Raw genomic sequence first — 16,458 nt, 5'->3', positions numbered from 1 at the left:
GTCCTTACTGCTGCAACTGCTGCCAGACCTTGTCCAGCCGCTTGCTGCTGACCGGGTATGGCGTGCGCAGCTCCTGGGCAAAAAAGCTCACCCGCAGCTCTTCGAGCATCCAGCGGTACTCCTGCATGCGCGCATCCACCTGGCCCTTGCGCTCTGCCACCAGGCGCCAATAGCGCTGCTCCAATGGCTGCAGCTCCTTGAGCTTGGCGGCATCGCGGGCGGGGTCGGCCCGGTACTTATCGAGGCGCGCGGTGATCGCCTTCAGGTAACGGGCATAGTGTCCCAGCTGGGCCCAGGGCGCAATCGCGATAAAGTTCTTGGGCACCAGCTTTTGCAGCTGCTGCTGGGCATCGGCCATGGCCTCAGGCGCGTTCTTGGTGTCCTTGATCTTGCGCACCGCCGCCATGTATTCCTGCAGCACGCCAGCGGCCATGCGCGCGACCTCGTTGGCGATCAAGGTCAGGCGCCCGCGCCCCTCCTGCACCCGCTGCTTGAACTGCTCGGCGTCCGCCGGCAGCGGCTCTTGCAAGAAGGCGCGGTCAATCGCCACATTGATGATCTGCTCGCGCAGCTCTTCCTGCGTGCCCAGCGGCATATAGCCCACCGCCATCTTCTGCAGATCGGGGATGTTCTTTTCCAGGTACTTGAGCGCATCGCGGATCTGCAGCGCAAAGAGACGCCGCAGGCCCAGCGCATGGCGGCTGGCTGCCACCTCGGGCTCGTCAAACACCTCGATGCCGACGCCATTGCCGTGGTCGATCAGTGCGGGGAAGCCAATCAGCGTCTGGTTGCCCTTCTTGATCTCCATGAGCTCGGGCAAGGCACCAAAGCCCCAATCTGTCCAGAGCTTGTCGGCCGCATGCACGGGCCCCTGGGCCTTGCTGTGCGCCGCAGCGCTGGCTGCAGGCGCCGCCTTGCCACCTTGCTTGGCAGCGGCGGCAGGTGCTTGCGCCGGCGCTGGGGCGGCAGCACCATCGGCCTGCGGGGCGATCTTGAGCTCGGCCAGCGCCTGGAAGGCGCCGCGGGCCTTGGCGCCCCACTGGGCCTTCAGGGCGCCCAGGTTACGGCCCTGGCCCAGCTGGCGGCCATGCTCGTCGCTGATGCGGAAGTTCATGAACAGATGGGGGCTGAGCATGTCGAGCTTGAAGTCCGCCCGCTTGATGTCCAGCGAGGTCTCGTCGCGTGCCTGCTTGAGCAGCACCTCAACCAGGCTGCCCGCACCAAAGCGCTCGGCACTGCCCAGCAGCTCGGCCAGGCGCTGGGCGTTTTCAGCCAGTGGCACAAAGCGGCTGCGCGGGCGCTGGGGCAGGCTTTTGAGCAAGGCCTGGATCTTGTCCTTGAGCATGCCCGGCACCAGCCATTCAGCGCGTTCCTCGCTCACCTGGTTGAGCACAAAGAGCGGCACCGTCACGGTCACGCCGTCACGCGGGTCACCGGGTTGGTGCAGGTAGCTGGCCGTGCAATCGACCCCGCCCATCTTGATGGTCTTGGGAAAGGCAGCCGTCGTGATGCCGGCGGCCTCATGGCGCATCAGCTCGTCGCGCGAGAGGCGCAGCAGATCGGGGTTGCGCGCGCTCTCGTCCTTGACCCAGCGCTCGAGCGCCCGGCCGGTGCAGATATCCTGCGGAATCTGCTGGTCGTAGAACGCATAGATCAGCGCATCGTCCACCAGCACATCCTGGCGGCGGCTCTTGTGCTCCAGCTCCTCGACCTTGGCAATCAGCTTCTGGTTGGCCTGCAAGAACGGCAGGCGCGTCTCCCAGTCGCCTTCAACCAGCGCCTGGCGGATAAAGATATCGCGCGCGCCTTGCGGGTCGATCTTGCCGTAGCTGATGCGGCGCTGGCTGTAGACCACGAGGCCATACAGGGTAGCGCGCTCATAGGCCGCGACCTCGCCCTGCTTTTTCTCCCAGTGCGGATCCAGCAACTGCTTGCGCAGCAGATGCGCGCCCACCTGCTCCAGCCACTGGGGCTCGATGGCGGCAATGCCGCGCCCGTAGAGGCGCGAGGTCTCGACCAGCTCGGCCGCCACAATCCAGCGGCCGGGTTTTTTGGACAGGTGCGCACCGGGGTGCGGGTGGAAGCGGATGCCCCGCGCGCCCAGGTAGCCATCGCCCTCCTCGGTCTTGAAGCCGATATTGCCCAAGAGGCCCGAGAGCATCGACAGATGCACGGCCTCATAGCCAGCGGCCTCCTCATTCATCGGCCAGCGCTGCTCCTTGACCACCGTCAGCAACTGCGAATGGATGTCACGCCACTCGCGCACGCGGCGGATATTGATGAAGTTCTGGCGCAGCAGCTGCTCCCACTGGCGGTTGCTGAGCTTGTGGCTGGCCTCATCCACCAACACGCTGTCCTGCGGTGTGAAAGCAGCCAGCGGCGCGGCGGACTCCACCGATGCAGCCGCACCCGTGCTGCGCTGGGCCACCGGCAAAAAGGCGGCATTGCGCCCTATCGCCTGGCCCTTGGCCGGGGCTGCTTGCTGCGCCATGTCCTTGCGGCTCTTGGCCACCACCTTGCCGCCACGCGCATCCTGCAGCCATTTCCACAGGCGCAGGTAGCCGCTGAACTCGCTTTTTTCGTCGTCAAACTTGGCATGCTGCTGGTCGGCCTGCTGCTGCGCTTCCAATGGGCGGTCGCGCACATCCTGCACGCTCAGCGCCGAGGCAATCACCAGCACCTCTGCCAGCGCGCCGCGCTCGCGCGCCTCGACAATCATGCGCGCCACGCGCGGGTCCAGCGGCAGGCGCGACAAGGCCTGGCCCATCGGCAGCAGCTCGCCCTGCTCATCGACCGCGCCCAACTCGGCGAGCAGCTGGTAGCCGTCGGCAATGGCACGGCCCGACGGTGCTTCGAGAAACGGAAAATTCACCACATCGCCCAGGCGCAAGGCCTTCATGCGCAGGATGACGCCGGCCAAGGACGAGCGCAGGATTTCCGGATCGGTAAAGGGGCTGCGCGACTGGAAATCGGCCTCGTCATAGAGCCGAATGCAGATGCCGTTGGCCACGCGCCCGCAGCGGCCGGCGCGCTGGTTCGCCGCCGCCTGGCTGACGGGCTCGACCAGCAGCTGCTCGACCTTGCTGCGGAAGGAATAGCGCTTGACCCGGGCCGTGCCGGCATCGATCACATAGCGGATGCCGGGCACGGTGAGCGAGGTCTCGGCCACGTTGGTGGCCAGCACGATGCGCCGGCCGGTATGGCCTTCAAAGATGCGGTCCTGCTCAGCCTGCGACAGGCGCGAGAAGAGCGGCAGCACCTCGGCATTGCGCAGCACCGGTGAGTGCTGCAGGTGCTTGCGCAGATGGTCGGCGGCCTCGCGGATCTCGCGCTCGCCGGGCAGAAAAATCAGGATGTCGCCGCCAGCCCCACCGGTCCACAGCTCATCGACGCCATCGGCAATCGCATCGTTGAGGTCGTAGTCCTTGGCATCTTCAAAGGGCCGGTAGCGCATCTCCACCGGGAAGGTGCGGCCCGAGACCATGATCACCGGCGCCGGGCCTTGCGGGCCGGCAAAGTGCTTGGCAAAGCGGTCGGCATCGATGGTGGCCGAGGTCACCACCACTTTCAGATCCGGGCGCTTGGGCAGGAGCTGGCGCAGATAGCCCAGCAAAAAGTCGATATTGAGGCTGCGCTCATGGGCCTCGTCGATGATCAAGGTGTCGTATTGCTTGAGCAGCGGGTCGGTCTGCGTCTCGGCCAGCAAGATACCGTCGGTCATCAGCTTGACCGAGGCGTCCTTGGACAAACGGTCCTGAAAACGCACCTTGTAGCCCACCACATCGCCCAGCGGCGTCTGCAGCTCTTCGGCAATGCGCTTGGCCACGCTGCTGGCCGCAATCCGGCGGGGCTGCGTGTGGCCGATCAAATGGCCGCGCACCTCGCCCTTGTCATTGGGGGTGGCATTGACCTTGCCGCGGCCCAGGGCCAGGGCAATCTTGGGCAGCTGGGTGGTTTTGCCCGATCCGGTCTCACCGCAGACGATGATGACCTGGTGGCGGTCCATGGCCTCCATGATTTCATCACGGCGGGCGGAAACTGGCAGGGATTCGGGAAACGTAATCTTGAGCGACATAGGGGCAGCATTATCCCCGCAGCAGGCCCCCACCGGTTGCGAAGCCGCAACAACGCCTTGGGCCCACGCAGGCTTTGCCACTCAATCGCTGCTGCCGCCCCCGCAGCTGCTTCCGCCACAACTGCTGCCGCTGCAGCTGGACGCGCCGCCCTCGCTGTCCGCACTGGTGCTGCTGCTCACCATATCGGAGCTATCGCCTGCGCTGCTGTCGCCACGGTGGCTGCCGCTGTCGCTGCTGGCGCTAGTACTGTTATCAGTACTGCTGCCGGCAGCCCCGGCACCAAGCCCTGCAGCAAATGCGCTGGCCCATTGGCCCAGCAACCCCGGCGGGTACAGCCAGCCATCGTCAATCGCGGCAGCGGCATCGAGTGCAAACAGCAGCGGTATGCCGCCCAGCAGTGCGCCCACCATATAGCGCCGGGTGTGCATCGCCGCATTCCAGCTCGGCTGCATCGCTGCTGCCTGGCTCTGTGATGGCCCAGCGCTGGCGGCCTGCGCGGGCAGGTGGTGAAACATATGGCCAAAGGCCTGCTGGCAAAACTGCTGGTAGCGCCGCGTATCCAGAATAAAGGCATGCCAGAGCGCATCGGCCAGGCGTGAGGGCATCTGCAGCTGCGCGCGGGGAGCGAGCCAGTGCATGATAAAAAACTGGCGCAGCCCCTCTTCGGCCTGCGCCAGGCTCGCGTCATTCAGATGCGGGTAGTCACGCCAGAGCGCCTTGCGGTAGGCGGCATCCAAGCGGTATTGCTGCAAAAAGCGCAGCTGGCGGCGTTTGCGCAGGGTGCGCCAACCCAGCAGGGCCAGGCCGACCGCCAGGATGACCAGGAAGATCGGAAACATCAGGCCGACCCAGCGCCAAAGCTGGCGCGGATGCAGCCAGGCGCGCGATCAAGCCTTGGGCGCGGGCACATCAATCGCCTCCCCAATCGCATAGAAATGGCCGCCTGCCACATAGTGCAAAGTGCGCAGGTCTTGCGGCGCAGTCTCGAAATGCCAGTGGCCCTCCCGGAACACCCGGTCATCGGCCCAGGCGCCGGTGACCTCGCCAATGAACAGGTCATAGCTGTGCTGGTTGTGCGGCTCGGGCAGCAGGCGGCATTCCAGCCAGGCGGCGCAGCCAGCGACCAAGGGCGTCTGCTGACCGGGGGCATCAAACAGCTGCACGCCCGACTGGGCGAGCTTGCCCGGCTGCTGCAGCGCGCTGATCGTGCCCAGCTCTACCGTCAAGGCGGCGATGGGCACGGTGGGCAGCTGCAGCGCAAAGCGGCCGCTGGCCTCGACCAGCGCGCGGGTGCGGGTGGCCTTGTCCAGCACCACGGTCACCTTGGGCGGTGTGAAGTCCAGCGCGCAGGCCCAGGCGGCGGCCATCACATTGCGCTCGCCGCCATGGGTGGCGGACACGAGCACCGTGGGGCCGTGGTTGAGCAGGCGGTAGGCTTTTTCCAGCGCCACCGGTTGGAAATGGGGGTCGGCGCTGCCAGAGATCAGGTCCATAGAGGCGGTCTGCAAGTACAAGATGCCTCCATTGTGCATGCCTGCACCACCGAGCGCATCAAGCCGCGCAGCCTCCCGCTCAATCGATGCGGATCTGCGCGGCCTTGACCACCCGCGCCCATTTGTCGATCTCCGACTGCAGGCGCTGCGCCATTTCTTCGGGCGTGCCGGGGTCGGCCTCGGCGCCCGCCACATAGAGGCGCTGGCGCACTTCCTGGGCACGCATCACCTGGTTGAAATCGGCATTGACCTTGGCAACGATCTCCTTGGGCGTGCCGGCCGGCGCAAACAGCGCCGCCCAGGAATAGGCCTCGTAGCCAGGCAAGCCCTGCTCGGCAATGGTGGGCACCTCGGGCATCAGCGCCGAGCGCTTGGGGCTGGCAACGCCCAGCACGCGGACCTTGCCGCTCTTGATATGGCCGATGGCGGTGGGCGCGTCGCTGAACATCATGGCCACCTGGCCGCCCAGCACATCGGTCATCGCCGGGGCGCTGCCCTTGTAGGGAATATGCAAGAGCTTGGTGCCGGCATGCATGTTGAACAGCTCCCCGGCCAGGTGCGTGCCACCGCCATTGCCCGACGAGGCAAAGGCCAGGTTGCTGCCCGGCTTTTTGGCCAGCGCGATCAGCTCCTGCACATTCTTGGCAGGCACGCTGGGGTTGACCACCAGGAACACCGGGAACATGGCCGCAAAGCTCACCGGCACAAAGTCCTTCTGGATGTCATAGCTCAGCTTGGGATGCAGCGAGGGGTTGACCGAATGGTGGATTGCGCCGACAAACAGGCTGTAGCCGTCGGCCGGTTGGCGCGACGCCATCTCCGCGCCAATGATGCCGCCGCCGCCAGCACGGTTGTCGATAAACGTGCCCTGGCCCCAGAGCTGGCCCAGCGGCGGCACAAAAGCCCGCGCCGTCGTATCAACCGGGCCGCCGGGCGGGAAGGGAACGATGAATTTCACCTGCTTGCTGGGATAGTCGGCCGCATGCGCAGCCCCCGTATGCAGCAAAGGCAGGCCGGCGGCCAGGGGCGCTGCGCCCAGCGCCAGCAGCTGGCGGCGGTTGATGGTGGTGGTCATGCTTGTCTCCAGGCTATTTTTTGCAAAACCGCCATCATCGGCCCGGCGCGCCGGTTTGCCCACACCTGCGCCGTTTGTGATTGCGAAACCTCCACTTCGCGCCAGCCAAAATGGACAGCGCAGCACTGATGGATTTTTCCCATGGCGCTGAGGTCAAATCTGCAGCCAACTGCATGCAGGCGCGCGATGTTTGTATAACAATAGCGGCAGCCGCAAACCGCCGATCTGGCGTGCTTCTAGGAAATACCCCCACACCCCACCCCCATGTCCGCTGTATTCAATTTCACCTTTGTGCCCTGGTTCCGCTCGGTGGCGCCTTATATCCATAAGTTTCGCAACCAGACTTTTGTAGTGGGCGTGACAGGTGAGGCGATTGCAGCGGGCAAGCTGCAATCGATTGCCCAGGATCTGGCCTTGATCCAGGCGCTGGGTGTCAAGATCGTGCTGGTCCATGGTTTTAGGCCCCAGGTCAATGAGCAGCTGGCGGCCAAGGGCCATGCGCCGCGTTACTCGCATGGCATCCGGGTGACCGATTCGGTGGCGCTCGACTGCGCCCAGGAGGCCGCGGGCCAGCTGCGCTTCGAGATTGAAGCGGCCTTCAGCCAGGGCCTGCCCAATACGCCGATGGCCGGCGCCACGGTGCGCGTGATCTCGGGCAACTTTGTCACCGCGCGCCCGGTCGGCATTGTCGATGGCGTCGATTTCATGCATTCGGGCCTGGTGCGCAAGGTCGATGTCGGCGGCATCCACCGCACCCTGGACATGGGCGCGATGGTACTGGTCTCGCCGTTTGGCTTCTCGCCCACGGGCGAGGCCTTCAACCTCAGCATGGAAGAGGTGGCCACGCGCGTGGCCATTGAGCTCAAAGCCGACAAGCTGATGTTTCTCACCGAAGTGGCCGGCATCCGCCTGAACCCGCTGGAGCCCGAAGGAGAAGACAACCCGGTCGACACCGAGCTGCCGCTGGATGTGGCGCAAAAGCTGCTTGCCCAGTTGCCGCCCGCCACCTTGCCCACCGATGTCGGTTTTTATCTGCAGCATTGCGTCAAGGCCTGCAAGGAAGGCGTGGAGCGCAGCCACATCCTGCCCTTTGCGACCGACGGCGCGCTGCTGCTGGAAGTCTATGTGCACGATGGCATCGGCACCATGGTGATTGATGAGCGCCTCGAAGAGCTGCGCGAGGCCAAGCCCGATGATGTCGGCGGCATTTTGCAGCTGATCGAGCCTTTCGAGAAGGATGGCACCCTGGTCAAGCGCAGCCGCACCGAGATCGAGCGTGATATCTCCGCCTACACCATCATCGAGCACGATGGCGTGATCTTCGGCTGCGCGGCCCTCTACCCCTACCCGGAAGCGGGCACCGCCGAGATGGCTGCTGTGACCGTATCGCCGCAAAGCCAGGGCACGGGTGACGGCGAAAAGCTGCTCAAGCGCATCGAGCAACGCGCCCGCGCCACGGGCCTCAAGAGCATTTTTGTGCTCACCACCCGCACGATGCACTGGTTCCTCAAGCGCGGCTTCCAGCCGGTGGATCCGGACTGGCTGCCCGAGCAGCGCAAGGCCAAGTACAACTGGAGCCGCAAGAGCCAGGTGCTGGTCAAGTACCTGTGATCGCCCGGCGCTAACGCGCCAAGGGGCCCTGCCCGCGCCGGCAGCGCCCTTGACCCAAACTGCCCCTGACAAGGGGCAGTTCTGTTTGAAGCGGGGCGATCAGCGCCCGATCCATCCCCCATTCAATCCCCAGTTAGCCCCAAAGCTTCACCAGCTCGGCGGCCACCCGGGCCAGTGCCGCATCACGCGCCTTGGGCTCGGCCTTGCATTCGGTCAAGTAGCTGGTCACCAGAATCGGCGTCGCAGCACCGGGCGCCCACAGCAGGCCAATGTCGTTGCGGGTGCCCGGTCCCGAGCCGGTCTTGTCCGCCACCTTCCAGCCCGGGGCACCTGCGCGCAGGCAGTGGTCGCCCGTCGTATTGGCTTGCATCCAGCCGACGAGTCTTTCGCGGTGGGCGGCGCTCAAGGCCTTGCCCAGGGTCAGCGCGCGCATGCTGCTCAGCATCGCCAGCGGGCTGGTCGTATCGCGCACATCGCCGGGTTTGGATTCGCTCATCGCCGGCTCGATGCGGTCCAGCCGCGTGGTCGGGTCACCCAAGCTGCGCATATAGGCGGTAAAACTGGCCGGGCCACCCACGCGCTCCAGCAGCAGGTTCGCAGCGCCGTTGTCGCTGATCGTCATGATGGCGTCGCACAGCGCCTCAACCGTCATCGGGGCCCTGCCGGCAAATTTCTCGGTCACCGGCGAATGCTCGACCAGCACCGAGCGGTCAAACGTCAGCGTGGCATCCAGCCGGTCCTGGCCGGCATCCACTCGCGAGAGCACCTGGGCGGCCAGCAGCATCTTGAAGGTGCTGCACATCGCAAAGCGCTCATTCTGGCGCCAGCCCAGCGCCGCGCCGGTCACGGTGTTCAGCGCCGACACGCCCAGGCGCCCGCCCACTGCGCGCTCGAGGGCCTGCATGGCCTGGGCAAACTGGCGCTCTGCCGCCTTGTCTGCCGATGGCGCAGCGGCCCAGGCGCGTGCGGAGGTGGCGACCAGGCTGGCAGCACCCATAGTCAAGAAAAACTTTCTTCTGTACATGGCTTTCAATCCTTAAAATTCGTTGTTATCCGGTGGACAGGCGTCAATTTACCGAGATCCCGCGCGCTTGACCAACGATGAAAACCAAGAAAACCCACAAGAAAAACTTATAGCTTATGCACCTGCCTTTGAATGCCCTGCGCGCCTTCGATGCCGCAGCACGCCACCTCAATCTGACGCGGGCGGCGCTGGAGCTGCATGTGACCCAGGCCGCCATCAGCCAGCACATTCGCCAGCTCGAAGACCAGCTGGGCAAACCGCTGTTTCGCCGCCTGCCGCGCGGCCTGGCGTTGACCGATGAAGGCATGGCCCTGGTGCCGGCGGTGGCCCAGGCCTTTGGCAGCCTGTCGCGCGCCTTGGCCCAGGTGCAGGACAGGCGGCCGCACGAGGTGCTGTCGGTCGGCGTCGTGGGCACGTTTGCGGTGGGCTGGCTGCTGCCCCGGCTGCGCGCCTTTCAGGAGGCCCATGCCTTTGTCGACCTGCGCCTGTTCACCCACAACAACCGGGTGGACCTGGCGGGTGAAGGCTGGGACTGCGCGATCCGCTTTGGCGATGGCGCCTGGCATGGCACGGCGGCCCGGCAGCTGCTGCAGGCGCCGCTCACACCCATGTGCGCCCCAGCGATTGCCGCACGCCTGCAGCAGCCGGCCGACCTGGCGCGCGAGACCTTGCTGCGCACCTACCGCGCAGGCGAGTGGGAGCATTGGTTCGCCCAGAACAAGCTCGCCTGCCCCAGCCTGCGCGGCACCGTGTTCGATTCATCGCTCACGCTGGCCGAAGCGGCAGCGCAGGGCCTGGGCGTCGCGCTGCTGCCCTTGCGCCTGTTTTCCCGGGACCTGCAGGCAGGCCGCCTGGTCGCGCCGCTCGCGCAGACCTTGGACACCGGCAGCTACTGGCTCACGCAGCTGAAATCGCGCAGCCCCACGTTGGCGATGCAGACCTTCGAGCGCTGGCTGCTCGCGCAATGCGGGCAGGAGCAGCCCCCCGATACGCGCGCTGCAGCGCTGCCCTAGCACGCCGCCGGGTGCTCTCCTACACGCGGCCCGGCCCTTGTCAGACAATGCGCGGGCAGCGCGCCGCCTAGGATATAAAGTAACGACGCGTTCTTGTACAAAAACACGCTGCAGCGATGCGGCATGACAACCACCGAGAGGACATCCATGCTTTCTACCCGTTACCTCGCCTCCCTGTCCGCCGTGGCCGCCGCCTTGCTGGCCGCCGGTTGCGCCACCACCGGCGATATCGAAGACCTGCCCCGCCCCAAGTCGGGCCACTGGCAGATCAGCTCCACGGACCAGGAAGGCCAGACCGTCCAGTTCCAGGACTGCATGGACAAGGACACCTTCTACAAGACCCGTGAGCTGCAAAAGGCCAAGTACGATGTGCAGCAATGCAAGACCGCGAGCCTGAAGGACAGCAATGGCTGGCAATTCACCTCCAACTGCAAGGTCGGCCAGACCGAGCAGCGCATCGAGAGCAGCCGCAAGATCACCGGCGACTTCCAGCACAACTTCCATGTGCTGTCGGTCACCAAGCAGCAGATGCCCGATGGCAGCACGGTAGAGACCACCCGCAATATCAAGGGCGAGTATCTGGGCGCCTGCCCCGCCGGCATCAACCCCGGTGACCGCGTCTTTGAAGGCGGCGGCAAGATCAACTTCTACGACATCACGGGCCTGAGCCCCAAGTGATCAGGCAGCGGTAAGCCCGCAAGCGCCGCAAACACGCCCGGCCCTGCCGGGCTTTTTTACGCCTGCACGCTGGGCCATTTTGCTGATCCAGGTCTAGAAATGGGCGATTCAGATACAGTACGATGTTCAGCCGTTGGACTGCGGCCCGCCCGCCATGAGGATGCCTGCGCAGGCCACCCTGCCGGTGCCAGCCCCATGGGGCCACCCCAAGTTGGTGGATCGAAGGGCCCTCCTCCAGTCCACCTGGCTTTTCCTATGCACTACCCCGAAAAATACGGCCTGCGGGCGCGCATTTTTCGCAGATTTTCTCCATGTCCCAGCAATACCTTACCGCCGCGCTTTACCAGTTCATCGATCTGCCGGAGTTTGCCCAGTGGCAGCAGCCCTTGCAGGCGCTGTGTGACCAGCACCAGGTCAAGGGCCTGCTGCTGCTCGCCCATGAAGGTATCAACGGCACGATTGCCGGGCTGCCTGCCGATGTGCAGGCGGTGCTGGACTGGCTCAAGCGCGACCCGCGCCTGACCCATCTGGTGCACAAGGAGGCCTATGCCGACAGCAACCCCTTCTACCGCATGCGCGTGCGCCTCAAGCAGGAGATCGTGACCCTGGGCGTGCCCGAGTTGAACCCGGCGCGCAATGCCGGCCAGTATGTGAAGCCTGAGGACTGGAATGCGCTGATCAGCCAGCCCGATGTGGTGCTGGTCGACACGCGCAATGACTACGAAGTGGGCATTGGCAGCTTTGAAGGCGCAATCAACCCGCACACCAAGAGCTTTACCGAGTTTCCACAATGGGTGGCCGAGCAGTCCCAGCCCGGCGGCGCGCTGCATGGCAAGCAAAAGGTGGCGATGTTCTGCACCGGAGGCATCCGCTGCGAAAAATCCACCGCCTACATGAAGACCCAGGGCTTTGACCAGGTCTACCATCTCGAAGGCGGCATCCTCAAGTACCTGGAGACGGTGGCCGAGGACGAGTCGATGTGGTGGGGCGACTGCTTTGTGTTTGACGAGCGCGTCTCGGTCGGCCACGGCCTGGTGCGCGGCCCGCACCAGCTGTGCCGCAGCTGCCGCATGCCGCTGGGCGCAGCCGAGCTGGCCCACGCCCACTATGTGCGCGGCGTCAGCTGCCCCTACTGCCATGGCAGCCGCACGCCTGAGCAACTGCAGTCGCTGGCCGAACGCCAGCGGCAGATGGACCTGGCGCAGAAGCGCGGCGACACCCATCTGGGCCACACCCAGGCCAGCTCACAGCAATCGCGCCAGCAAAAGATCGCCGCGCAGCAAGAAGCCTTGCAAGGCCTGCCGGTGCTGTACTCGTTCCGCCGCTGCCCCTATGCGATGCGGGCCCGCCTGGCGCTGGCCTATGCCGGCATCGCCTGCCAGCTGCGCGAGGTCGTCCTCAAGGACAAGCCCCAGGCGCTGCTGGATGCATCGCCCAAGGCCACCGTGCCGGTGCTAGTGCTCGCCGATGGCACGGTGCTCGAAGAGAGCCTGGAGATCATGCTCTGGGCGCTGCGCCAGAACGACCCCGATCAGTGGCTCAGCCCCACCGCCGGCAGCCTGGGCGAGATGCAGGCGCTGATCGCCCGCCATGACAGCGAATTCAAACCCGCGCTGGACCGCTGCAAATACCCCAGTCGCTACCCGCAAGCAGACTCCGCTGCCGCAGCGGCCACTGCCCAGGCCTTTTTGGATGCACTGAACCAGCAGCTGGCTGCGACCGGCTACCTGTTTGGCCGCGACCCGAGCCTGGCCGACATGGCCATCCGCCCCTTTGTGCGCCAGTTTGCCAGCATCGATGAGGCCGCATGGCAGAATCATCCCTGGCCCCATCTGCAAGCCTGGCTGCTGCGTCTGACCGATTCAGCACTGTTCGAGCAGGTGATGGAAAAATACCCTGCCTGGCACCCGGACGAAGCGGGCGTGCTGTTCCGCTGAACGGACACCGCCCCTGCCGGCACGCAAGTGACAAGCACTGCCAGCGGATGCGCATCCCAGCGCCCGCTGCAGCGCTTGCCCGGCATTGACCGCCTGCGCCCACCACCGTGCCATGATCCAGTCCATCCAGATTCTGCGTTTTGCTGCCGCCCTGTGGGTGGCGCTCTACCATGCGCGCACCTATAGCTTCTTCCCCGAGCTTCCTGGCTGGCTGCGCGCCATTGCCGAGGGCGGCTTTGTCGGTGTCGATATCTTCTTTGTGATCAGCGGCGTCATCATGGCGCTGGCCACCAGCAACACACCCACCGGCCTGCGTCCTTCCGCCCAATTTGTTGCTACCCGCTTTTCCCGCATCTACACCGGCTGGTGGCCGGCGATGCTGCTCTACGTCGTTGGATTGCAGGCGCTGGGTGCCATGCCGCCGGATGTGAACCTGCTGTCGTCGGCGCTGCTCTATCCGGCCAATTTCAGCCTGCACATCAATGCGGTGACCTGGACCCTGGTCTTTGAGCTGTATTTCTACCTGCTCATTGGCGCCAGCCTGCTCTTGCCCAAGCCCTGGCGCGACCGGGCCCTCGCTGCCTGGGGCCTGACCATGGTGGTGCTGGTGCTGCACTACGCGGCCACCGGCCGCTACCGGCCGGACATGTTTGCGCAGACCACACCACTCATCTGGTTCTATGCCGCGCCCCTGGTGCTGGAATTCTTTGCCGGCTACTTCATGTACCGCTTTTTGCAGCGCTACCCGCAGCAGCGCTGGTACGCCTGGCTGCTGGCCAGTGCACTGCTGGGCGCCACAGCGGTGTACTACAGCCACACCGCCACTTTGTATGCGCCTGGCATCGTCGGTTTTTACCACTGGGCGGACCGCGCGCTGCTGGTGGGCAGCGCCACCACCGCCCTGGTGGCGGCAGCCTTGCTGCTGCCAATGCCCCAGCACCGGGCATGGCAGCTGCTCGCCAAGCTCGGCGACTATTCCTTTGCAATCTATTTGCTGCATCTGCTGGTGTTCCAGCTCGTGCAACGCGCCATCACATCGATGGCGCTCGACATTCCCCACCGCTCGCTCAGCCTGCTGCTGGTGCTGGCGGCCTTGGTCGCGCTGTCGGCCCTGTACTACCACGCGATCGAACACCCCATTTACCAGGCCTGCCGGCGCGCCATTGCGCGCTGGGCGGCCCGCACGCCATGACACCAGCCCGTATCCATCTGATCTTTGCCCGCGCCCGCAATGGCGTCATCGGCCGCGACAACCAACTGCCCTGGCACCTGCCCGAGGACATGGCCTTTTTCAAGCAAAAGACGGCGGGAGGCACCGTCGTCATGGGCCGCAAGACCTGGGATTCGCTGCCGCCGCGCTTTCGCCCGCTGCCAGGCCGCGACAATGTGGTCGTCACACGCCAAAGCGGCTGGCAGCCCAGCCCGGCCAGCGAACGCGTCCATGTCGCCGCTGATCTGGAGCAGGCACTCAGCACGGCCCAGGCGCTGGGCCAGCCCGTCTGGGTGATTGGCGGGGCGCAGATCTATACCCAGTCGCTGGCCCTGGCCGACGAAGTCTGGGTGACCGAGATCGACCAGGACTTTGACGGCGATGCCCATGCGCCGGTGCTCGGCGACCAGTGGCAAGAGGTCTCGCGTGAGCGCCACACCAGCAGCAACGGCCTGCCCTTTGCGTTTGTCTGCTACCAGCGCCAGCCCGCCTGAGCGCGCCGCTCACCGATGGCACCACGCTGGTGCGGCGCAGCAAATTCATGCAAAATGGATTTCATCGAATAGCAATCTGTGGCGCGCCGGGCCCCAAGCACCGGGCGCTGCAACAAGACGGAACACTGTGACGATGAGCCTGGTACAAGCGTTGCCCGCCGGCCCGTTGGATGTGATCGGCGATGTGCACGGCGAGCGCCAGGCACTGGAGTCGCTGGTTCGGCATCTGGGCTATGACGACCATGGCGGCCACCCGGCAGGCCGTACGCTGGTGTTTGTCGGCGATTTCTGCGACCGGGGCCCGGACAGCCCCGGCGTGCTGGCGCTGGTGCGCCGCTGGGTAGAAAACGGCCATGCCTGCGCGGTGCTCGGCAACCATGAAATCAACCTGCTGCGCGAAGATGCCAAGGACGGCTCGGGCTGGTACTTTGACGAGCGCATCGAGGCCGACAATCCCAAATACGCGCCCTATGTGCGCGCGGACCAGGCCTTTGACGACGAAATGCTGCCCTTTTTGCGCCAGCTGCCGCTCGCGTTGGAGCGGCCCGACCTGCGCATCGTCCATGCCGCCTGGATCGACGACAAGATCAACCAGGCACGCGCACTGCGGCCCGGCCATGTCGCCCAGGACTATGACCGCCTGGAGCAAGAGGCCTATCTGCACGCCAAGACCCTGGGCATTCCGGCCCGGCTGAAGGCCGAAAACCAGGCCTGGCCCTACCACCTGGAAGACGGCGCCCATTGCCCGCCGTTCATGCCCGCGCATGCGGACAGCGAGCTGAACAAATCCCAGTACAACCCCTTGAAGGTGCTCAGCTGCGGTGTGGAGCGCCGCGGCAGCGAGCCCTTCTATGCCGGCGGCAAATGGCGCTTTGTCGAGCGTGTGGCCTGGTGGGATGCCTATACCGACAACACGCCGGTCATCGTCGGCCACTACTGGCGCCGCATCCATGAGCTTGACCGCTCGGTGCTGGGCAAGGGTGACCAGGATTTGTTCGCCGATATCAACCCGCATGCCTGGCATGGCCTGCGCGGCAATGTGTTTTGTGTGGACTTCTCCGTGGGCGCGCGCTGGACGGCCCGGCTCGCCGGCCAGCCGCCTGAGCAGGATTTCAAGCTCGCAGCGCTGCGCTGGCCCGAGCGGGTGCTGATGCTCGACGATGGCAGCGCAGCGCCCACCACGCACTTTCTACAGGCGCCCGCACCGGCGCTGGTTTGACGCCCCAGCTACACATTCAGACGCGAAAAAGCGGCCAATGGCCGCTTTGTCGTTGATGGGCCGAAGCCCTCTGCACCTTGGCAAGGCGCAAGGGCTATGCCTTACAGCCCCAGGGCCGCAATACCCGCCTTGGCGATCTGTGCATCTTCAGGTGCCTTGACACCGCTGACGCCCACGGCGCCCAGGCACTCACCGTCCTTGATGATCGGCACGCCGCCTTCGAGCATGCCGTCGATCAGCGGAGCGCTCAGGAAAGCGGTGCGGCCACCATTGATCATGTCCTCAAAACCCTTGCTCTCGCGGCGGCCCAGCGCCGAGGTGCGGGCCTTGGCCACGCAGATGTGGGCCGACACGGGGGCTGCGCCGTCGCGGCGGATCATGCCCAGCAGGTTGCCGCCGTCGTCCACCACCGCAATGCTGACGATCCATTGGTTCTTGACCGCTTCGGCCTCGGCCGCATTCAACACCGCCTTGACGTCGGCCAACTCCAGCACTGCTTTGGTTTTCATGGTGACTCCTTGGAAAAAATTCGGGAAACCCGGTTGTTCAGCCTGCCAGCTTAACGGCATTCCAGCACGCTAATCAATCACATGCATCACAGCATTTGTGCCTAAAACGGGGGTAATCC

General features: G+C 65.2%; 13 protein-coding genes and 1 pseudogene. 8 read left to right on the top strand and 6 right to left on the bottom strand.

What is annotated here, in order from left to right; genetic code table 11:
* Window positions 1–4: 4 nt before the first annotated feature.
* The 4 genes from hrpA to WH265_RS11685 all read right to left on the bottom strand — a co-directional run bounded on the left by hrpA (window position 5) and on the right by WH265_RS11685 (window position 6,644).
* Window positions 5–4,075, bottom strand: coding sequence for an ATP-dependent RNA helicase HrpA (hrpA, locus tag WH265_RS11700; protein ID WP_339558377.1), 4,071 nt, complete (start codon window positions 4,073–4,075; stop codon window positions 5–7).
* A gap of 81 nt (window positions 4,076–4,156) precedes the next feature.
* Window positions 4,157–4,915, bottom strand: a complete 759-nt coding sequence (locus WH265_RS11695) for a glycine-rich domain-containing protein (RefSeq protein WP_339558376.1) — start codon at window positions 4,913–4,915, stop codon at window positions 4,157–4,159.
* 48 nt (window positions 4,916–4,963) lie between these two features.
* Window positions 4,964–5,569, bottom strand: a complete 606-nt coding sequence (locus WH265_RS11690) for a flavin reductase family protein (protein WP_339518004.1) — start codon at window positions 5,567–5,569, stop codon at window positions 4,964–4,966.
* Between the two features lie 79 nt (window positions 5,570–5,648).
* A complete protein-coding gene (locus tag WH265_RS11685) occupies window positions 5,649–6,644 on the bottom strand; it encodes a tripartite tricarboxylate transporter substrate binding protein (RefSeq protein WP_027010698.1) in 996 nt (331 codons plus the stop codon).
* Window positions 6,645–6,908: 264 nt separating this feature from the next.
* Here WH265_RS11685 and argA point away from each other — a divergent pair, with 264 nt between their 5' ends.
* Window positions 6,909–8,255: an amino-acid N-acetyltransferase gene (gene argA / locus WH265_RS11680; protein ID WP_021026037.1), complete on the top strand. Its 1,347-nt coding sequence runs from the start codon at window positions 6,909–6,911 to the stop codon at window positions 8,253–8,255.
* A 133-nt stretch (window positions 8,256–8,388) separates the two neighbouring features.
* On the opposite strand, the gene bla is transcribed toward argA, so the two are convergent.
* Complete coding sequence (gene bla / locus WH265_RS11675) at window positions 8,389–9,279, bottom strand: class A beta-lactamase (protein WP_445228518.1); 891 nt, start codon at window positions 9,277–9,279, stop codon at window positions 8,389–8,391.
* A gap of 116 nt (window positions 9,280–9,395) precedes the next feature.
* Here bla and WH265_RS11670 point away from each other — a divergent pair, with 116 nt between their 5' ends.
* The 7 genes and pseudogenes from WH265_RS11670 to WH265_RS11640 all read left to right on the top strand — a co-directional run bounded on the left by WH265_RS11670 (window position 9,396) and on the right by WH265_RS11640 (window position 15,830).
* Entirely contained in the window at window positions 9,396–10,292 is an 897-nt protein-coding gene (locus WH265_RS11670; RefSeq protein WP_339535029.1) for a LysR substrate-binding domain-containing protein, read from the top strand.
* 147 nt (window positions 10,293–10,439) lie between these two features.
* Window positions 10,440–10,970: a DUF3617 domain-containing protein gene (locus tag WH265_RS11665; RefSeq protein ID WP_312987551.1), complete on the top strand. Its 531-nt coding sequence runs from the start codon at window positions 10,440–10,442 to the stop codon at window positions 10,968–10,970.
* 311 nt (window positions 10,971–11,281) lie between these two features.
* A pseudogene (gene trhO, locus WH265_RS11660) lies at window positions 11,282–11,938 on the top strand (oxygen-dependent tRNA uridine(34) hydroxylase TrhO); the annotation flags it as partial.
* A gap of 321 nt (window positions 11,939–12,259) precedes the next feature.
* A complete protein-coding gene (locus WH265_RS11655; RefSeq protein ID WP_339558498.1) occupies window positions 12,260–12,907 on the top strand; it encodes a glutathione S-transferase in 648 nt (215 codons plus the stop codon).
* A 112-nt stretch (window positions 12,908–13,019) separates the two neighbouring features.
* Window positions 13,020–14,099 carry an acyltransferase family protein gene (locus WH265_RS11650; RefSeq protein WP_339558374.1) on the top strand — a complete coding sequence of 360 codons (1,080 nt, stop codon included), beginning with the start codon at window positions 13,020–13,022 and terminating at the stop codon, window positions 14,097–14,099.
* The gene (locus WH265_RS11645; RefSeq protein WP_339558373.1) at window positions 14,096–14,611 is read left to right on the top strand and encodes a dihydrofolate reductase; all 516 of its coding nucleotides are present in this window, start codon (window positions 14,096–14,098) and stop codon (window positions 14,609–14,611) included. The genes WH265_RS11650 and WH265_RS11645 overlap by 4 nt, the downstream gene beginning before the upstream one ends.
* Window positions 14,612–14,744: 133 nt before the next feature.
* Window positions 14,745–15,830, top strand: a complete 1,086-nt coding sequence (locus WH265_RS11640; protein WP_339558372.1) for a metallophosphoesterase — start codon at window positions 14,745–14,747, stop codon at window positions 15,828–15,830.
* A 101-nt stretch (window positions 15,831–15,931) separates the two neighbouring features.
* Here the strand turns inward: WH265_RS11640 and WH265_RS11635 are convergent, their stop codons facing one another.
* Window positions 15,932–16,339 carry a GlcG/HbpS family heme-binding protein gene (locus WH265_RS11635; protein WP_116925544.1) on the bottom strand — a complete coding sequence of 136 codons (408 nt, stop codon included), beginning with the start codon at window positions 16,337–16,339 and terminating at the stop codon, window positions 15,932–15,934.
* Window positions 16,340–16,458: the final 119 nt, after the last annotated feature.

This window comes from Comamonas sp. MYb396 (assembly GCF_037479555.1).
In the GTDB taxonomy this organism is placed as follows: domain Bacteria; phylum Pseudomonadota; class Gammaproteobacteria; order Burkholderiales; family Burkholderiaceae_C; genus Comamonas.
The sequence above is the reverse complement of the archived record's forward strand: the minus strand, read 5'-3'. Positions and strand labels throughout refer to the sequence as shown.

Coding starts and splice junctions, on each gene's coding strand:
- hrpA (WP_339558377.1), bottom strand. CDS start 4,075: ATGTCGCTCAAGATTACGTTTCCCGAATCCCTGCCAGTTTCCGCCCGC.
- WH265_RS11695 (WP_339558376.1), bottom strand. CDS start 4,915: ATGTTTCCGATCTTCCTGGTCATCCTGGCGGTCGGCCTGGCCCTGCTG.
- WH265_RS11690 (WP_339518004.1), bottom strand. CDS start 5,569: ATGGACCTGATCTCTGGCAGCGCCGACCCCCATTTCCAACCGGTGGCG.
- WH265_RS11685 (WP_027010698.1), bottom strand. CDS start 6,644: ATGACCACCACCATCAACCGCCGCCAGCTGCTGGCGCTGGGCGCAGCG.
- argA (WP_021026037.1), top strand. CDS start 6,909: ATGTCCGCTGTATTCAATTTCACCTTTGTGCCCTGGTTCCGCTCGGTG.
- bla (WP_445228518.1), bottom strand. CDS start 9,279: ATGTACAGAAGAAAGTTTTTCTTGACTATGGGTGCTGCCAGCCTGGTC.
- WH265_RS11670 (WP_339535029.1), top strand. CDS start 9,396: ATGCACCTGCCTTTGAATGCCCTGCGCGCCTTCGATGCCGCAGCACGC.
- WH265_RS11665 (WP_312987551.1), top strand. CDS start 10,440: ATGCTTTCTACCCGTTACCTCGCCTCCCTGTCCGCCGTGGCCGCCGCC.
- WH265_RS11650 (WP_339558374.1), top strand. CDS start 13,020: ATGATCCAGTCCATCCAGATTCTGCGTTTTGCTGCCGCCCTGTGGGTG.
- WH265_RS11645 (WP_339558373.1), top strand. CDS start 14,096: ATGACACCAGCCCGTATCCATCTGATCTTTGCCCGCGCCCGCAATGGC.
- WH265_RS11640 (WP_339558372.1), top strand. CDS start 14,745: ATGAGCCTGGTACAAGCGTTGCCCGCCGGCCCGTTGGATGTGATCGGC.
- WH265_RS11635 (WP_116925544.1), bottom strand. CDS start 16,339: ATGAAAACCAAAGCAGTGCTGGAGTTGGCCGACGTCAAGGCGGTGTTG.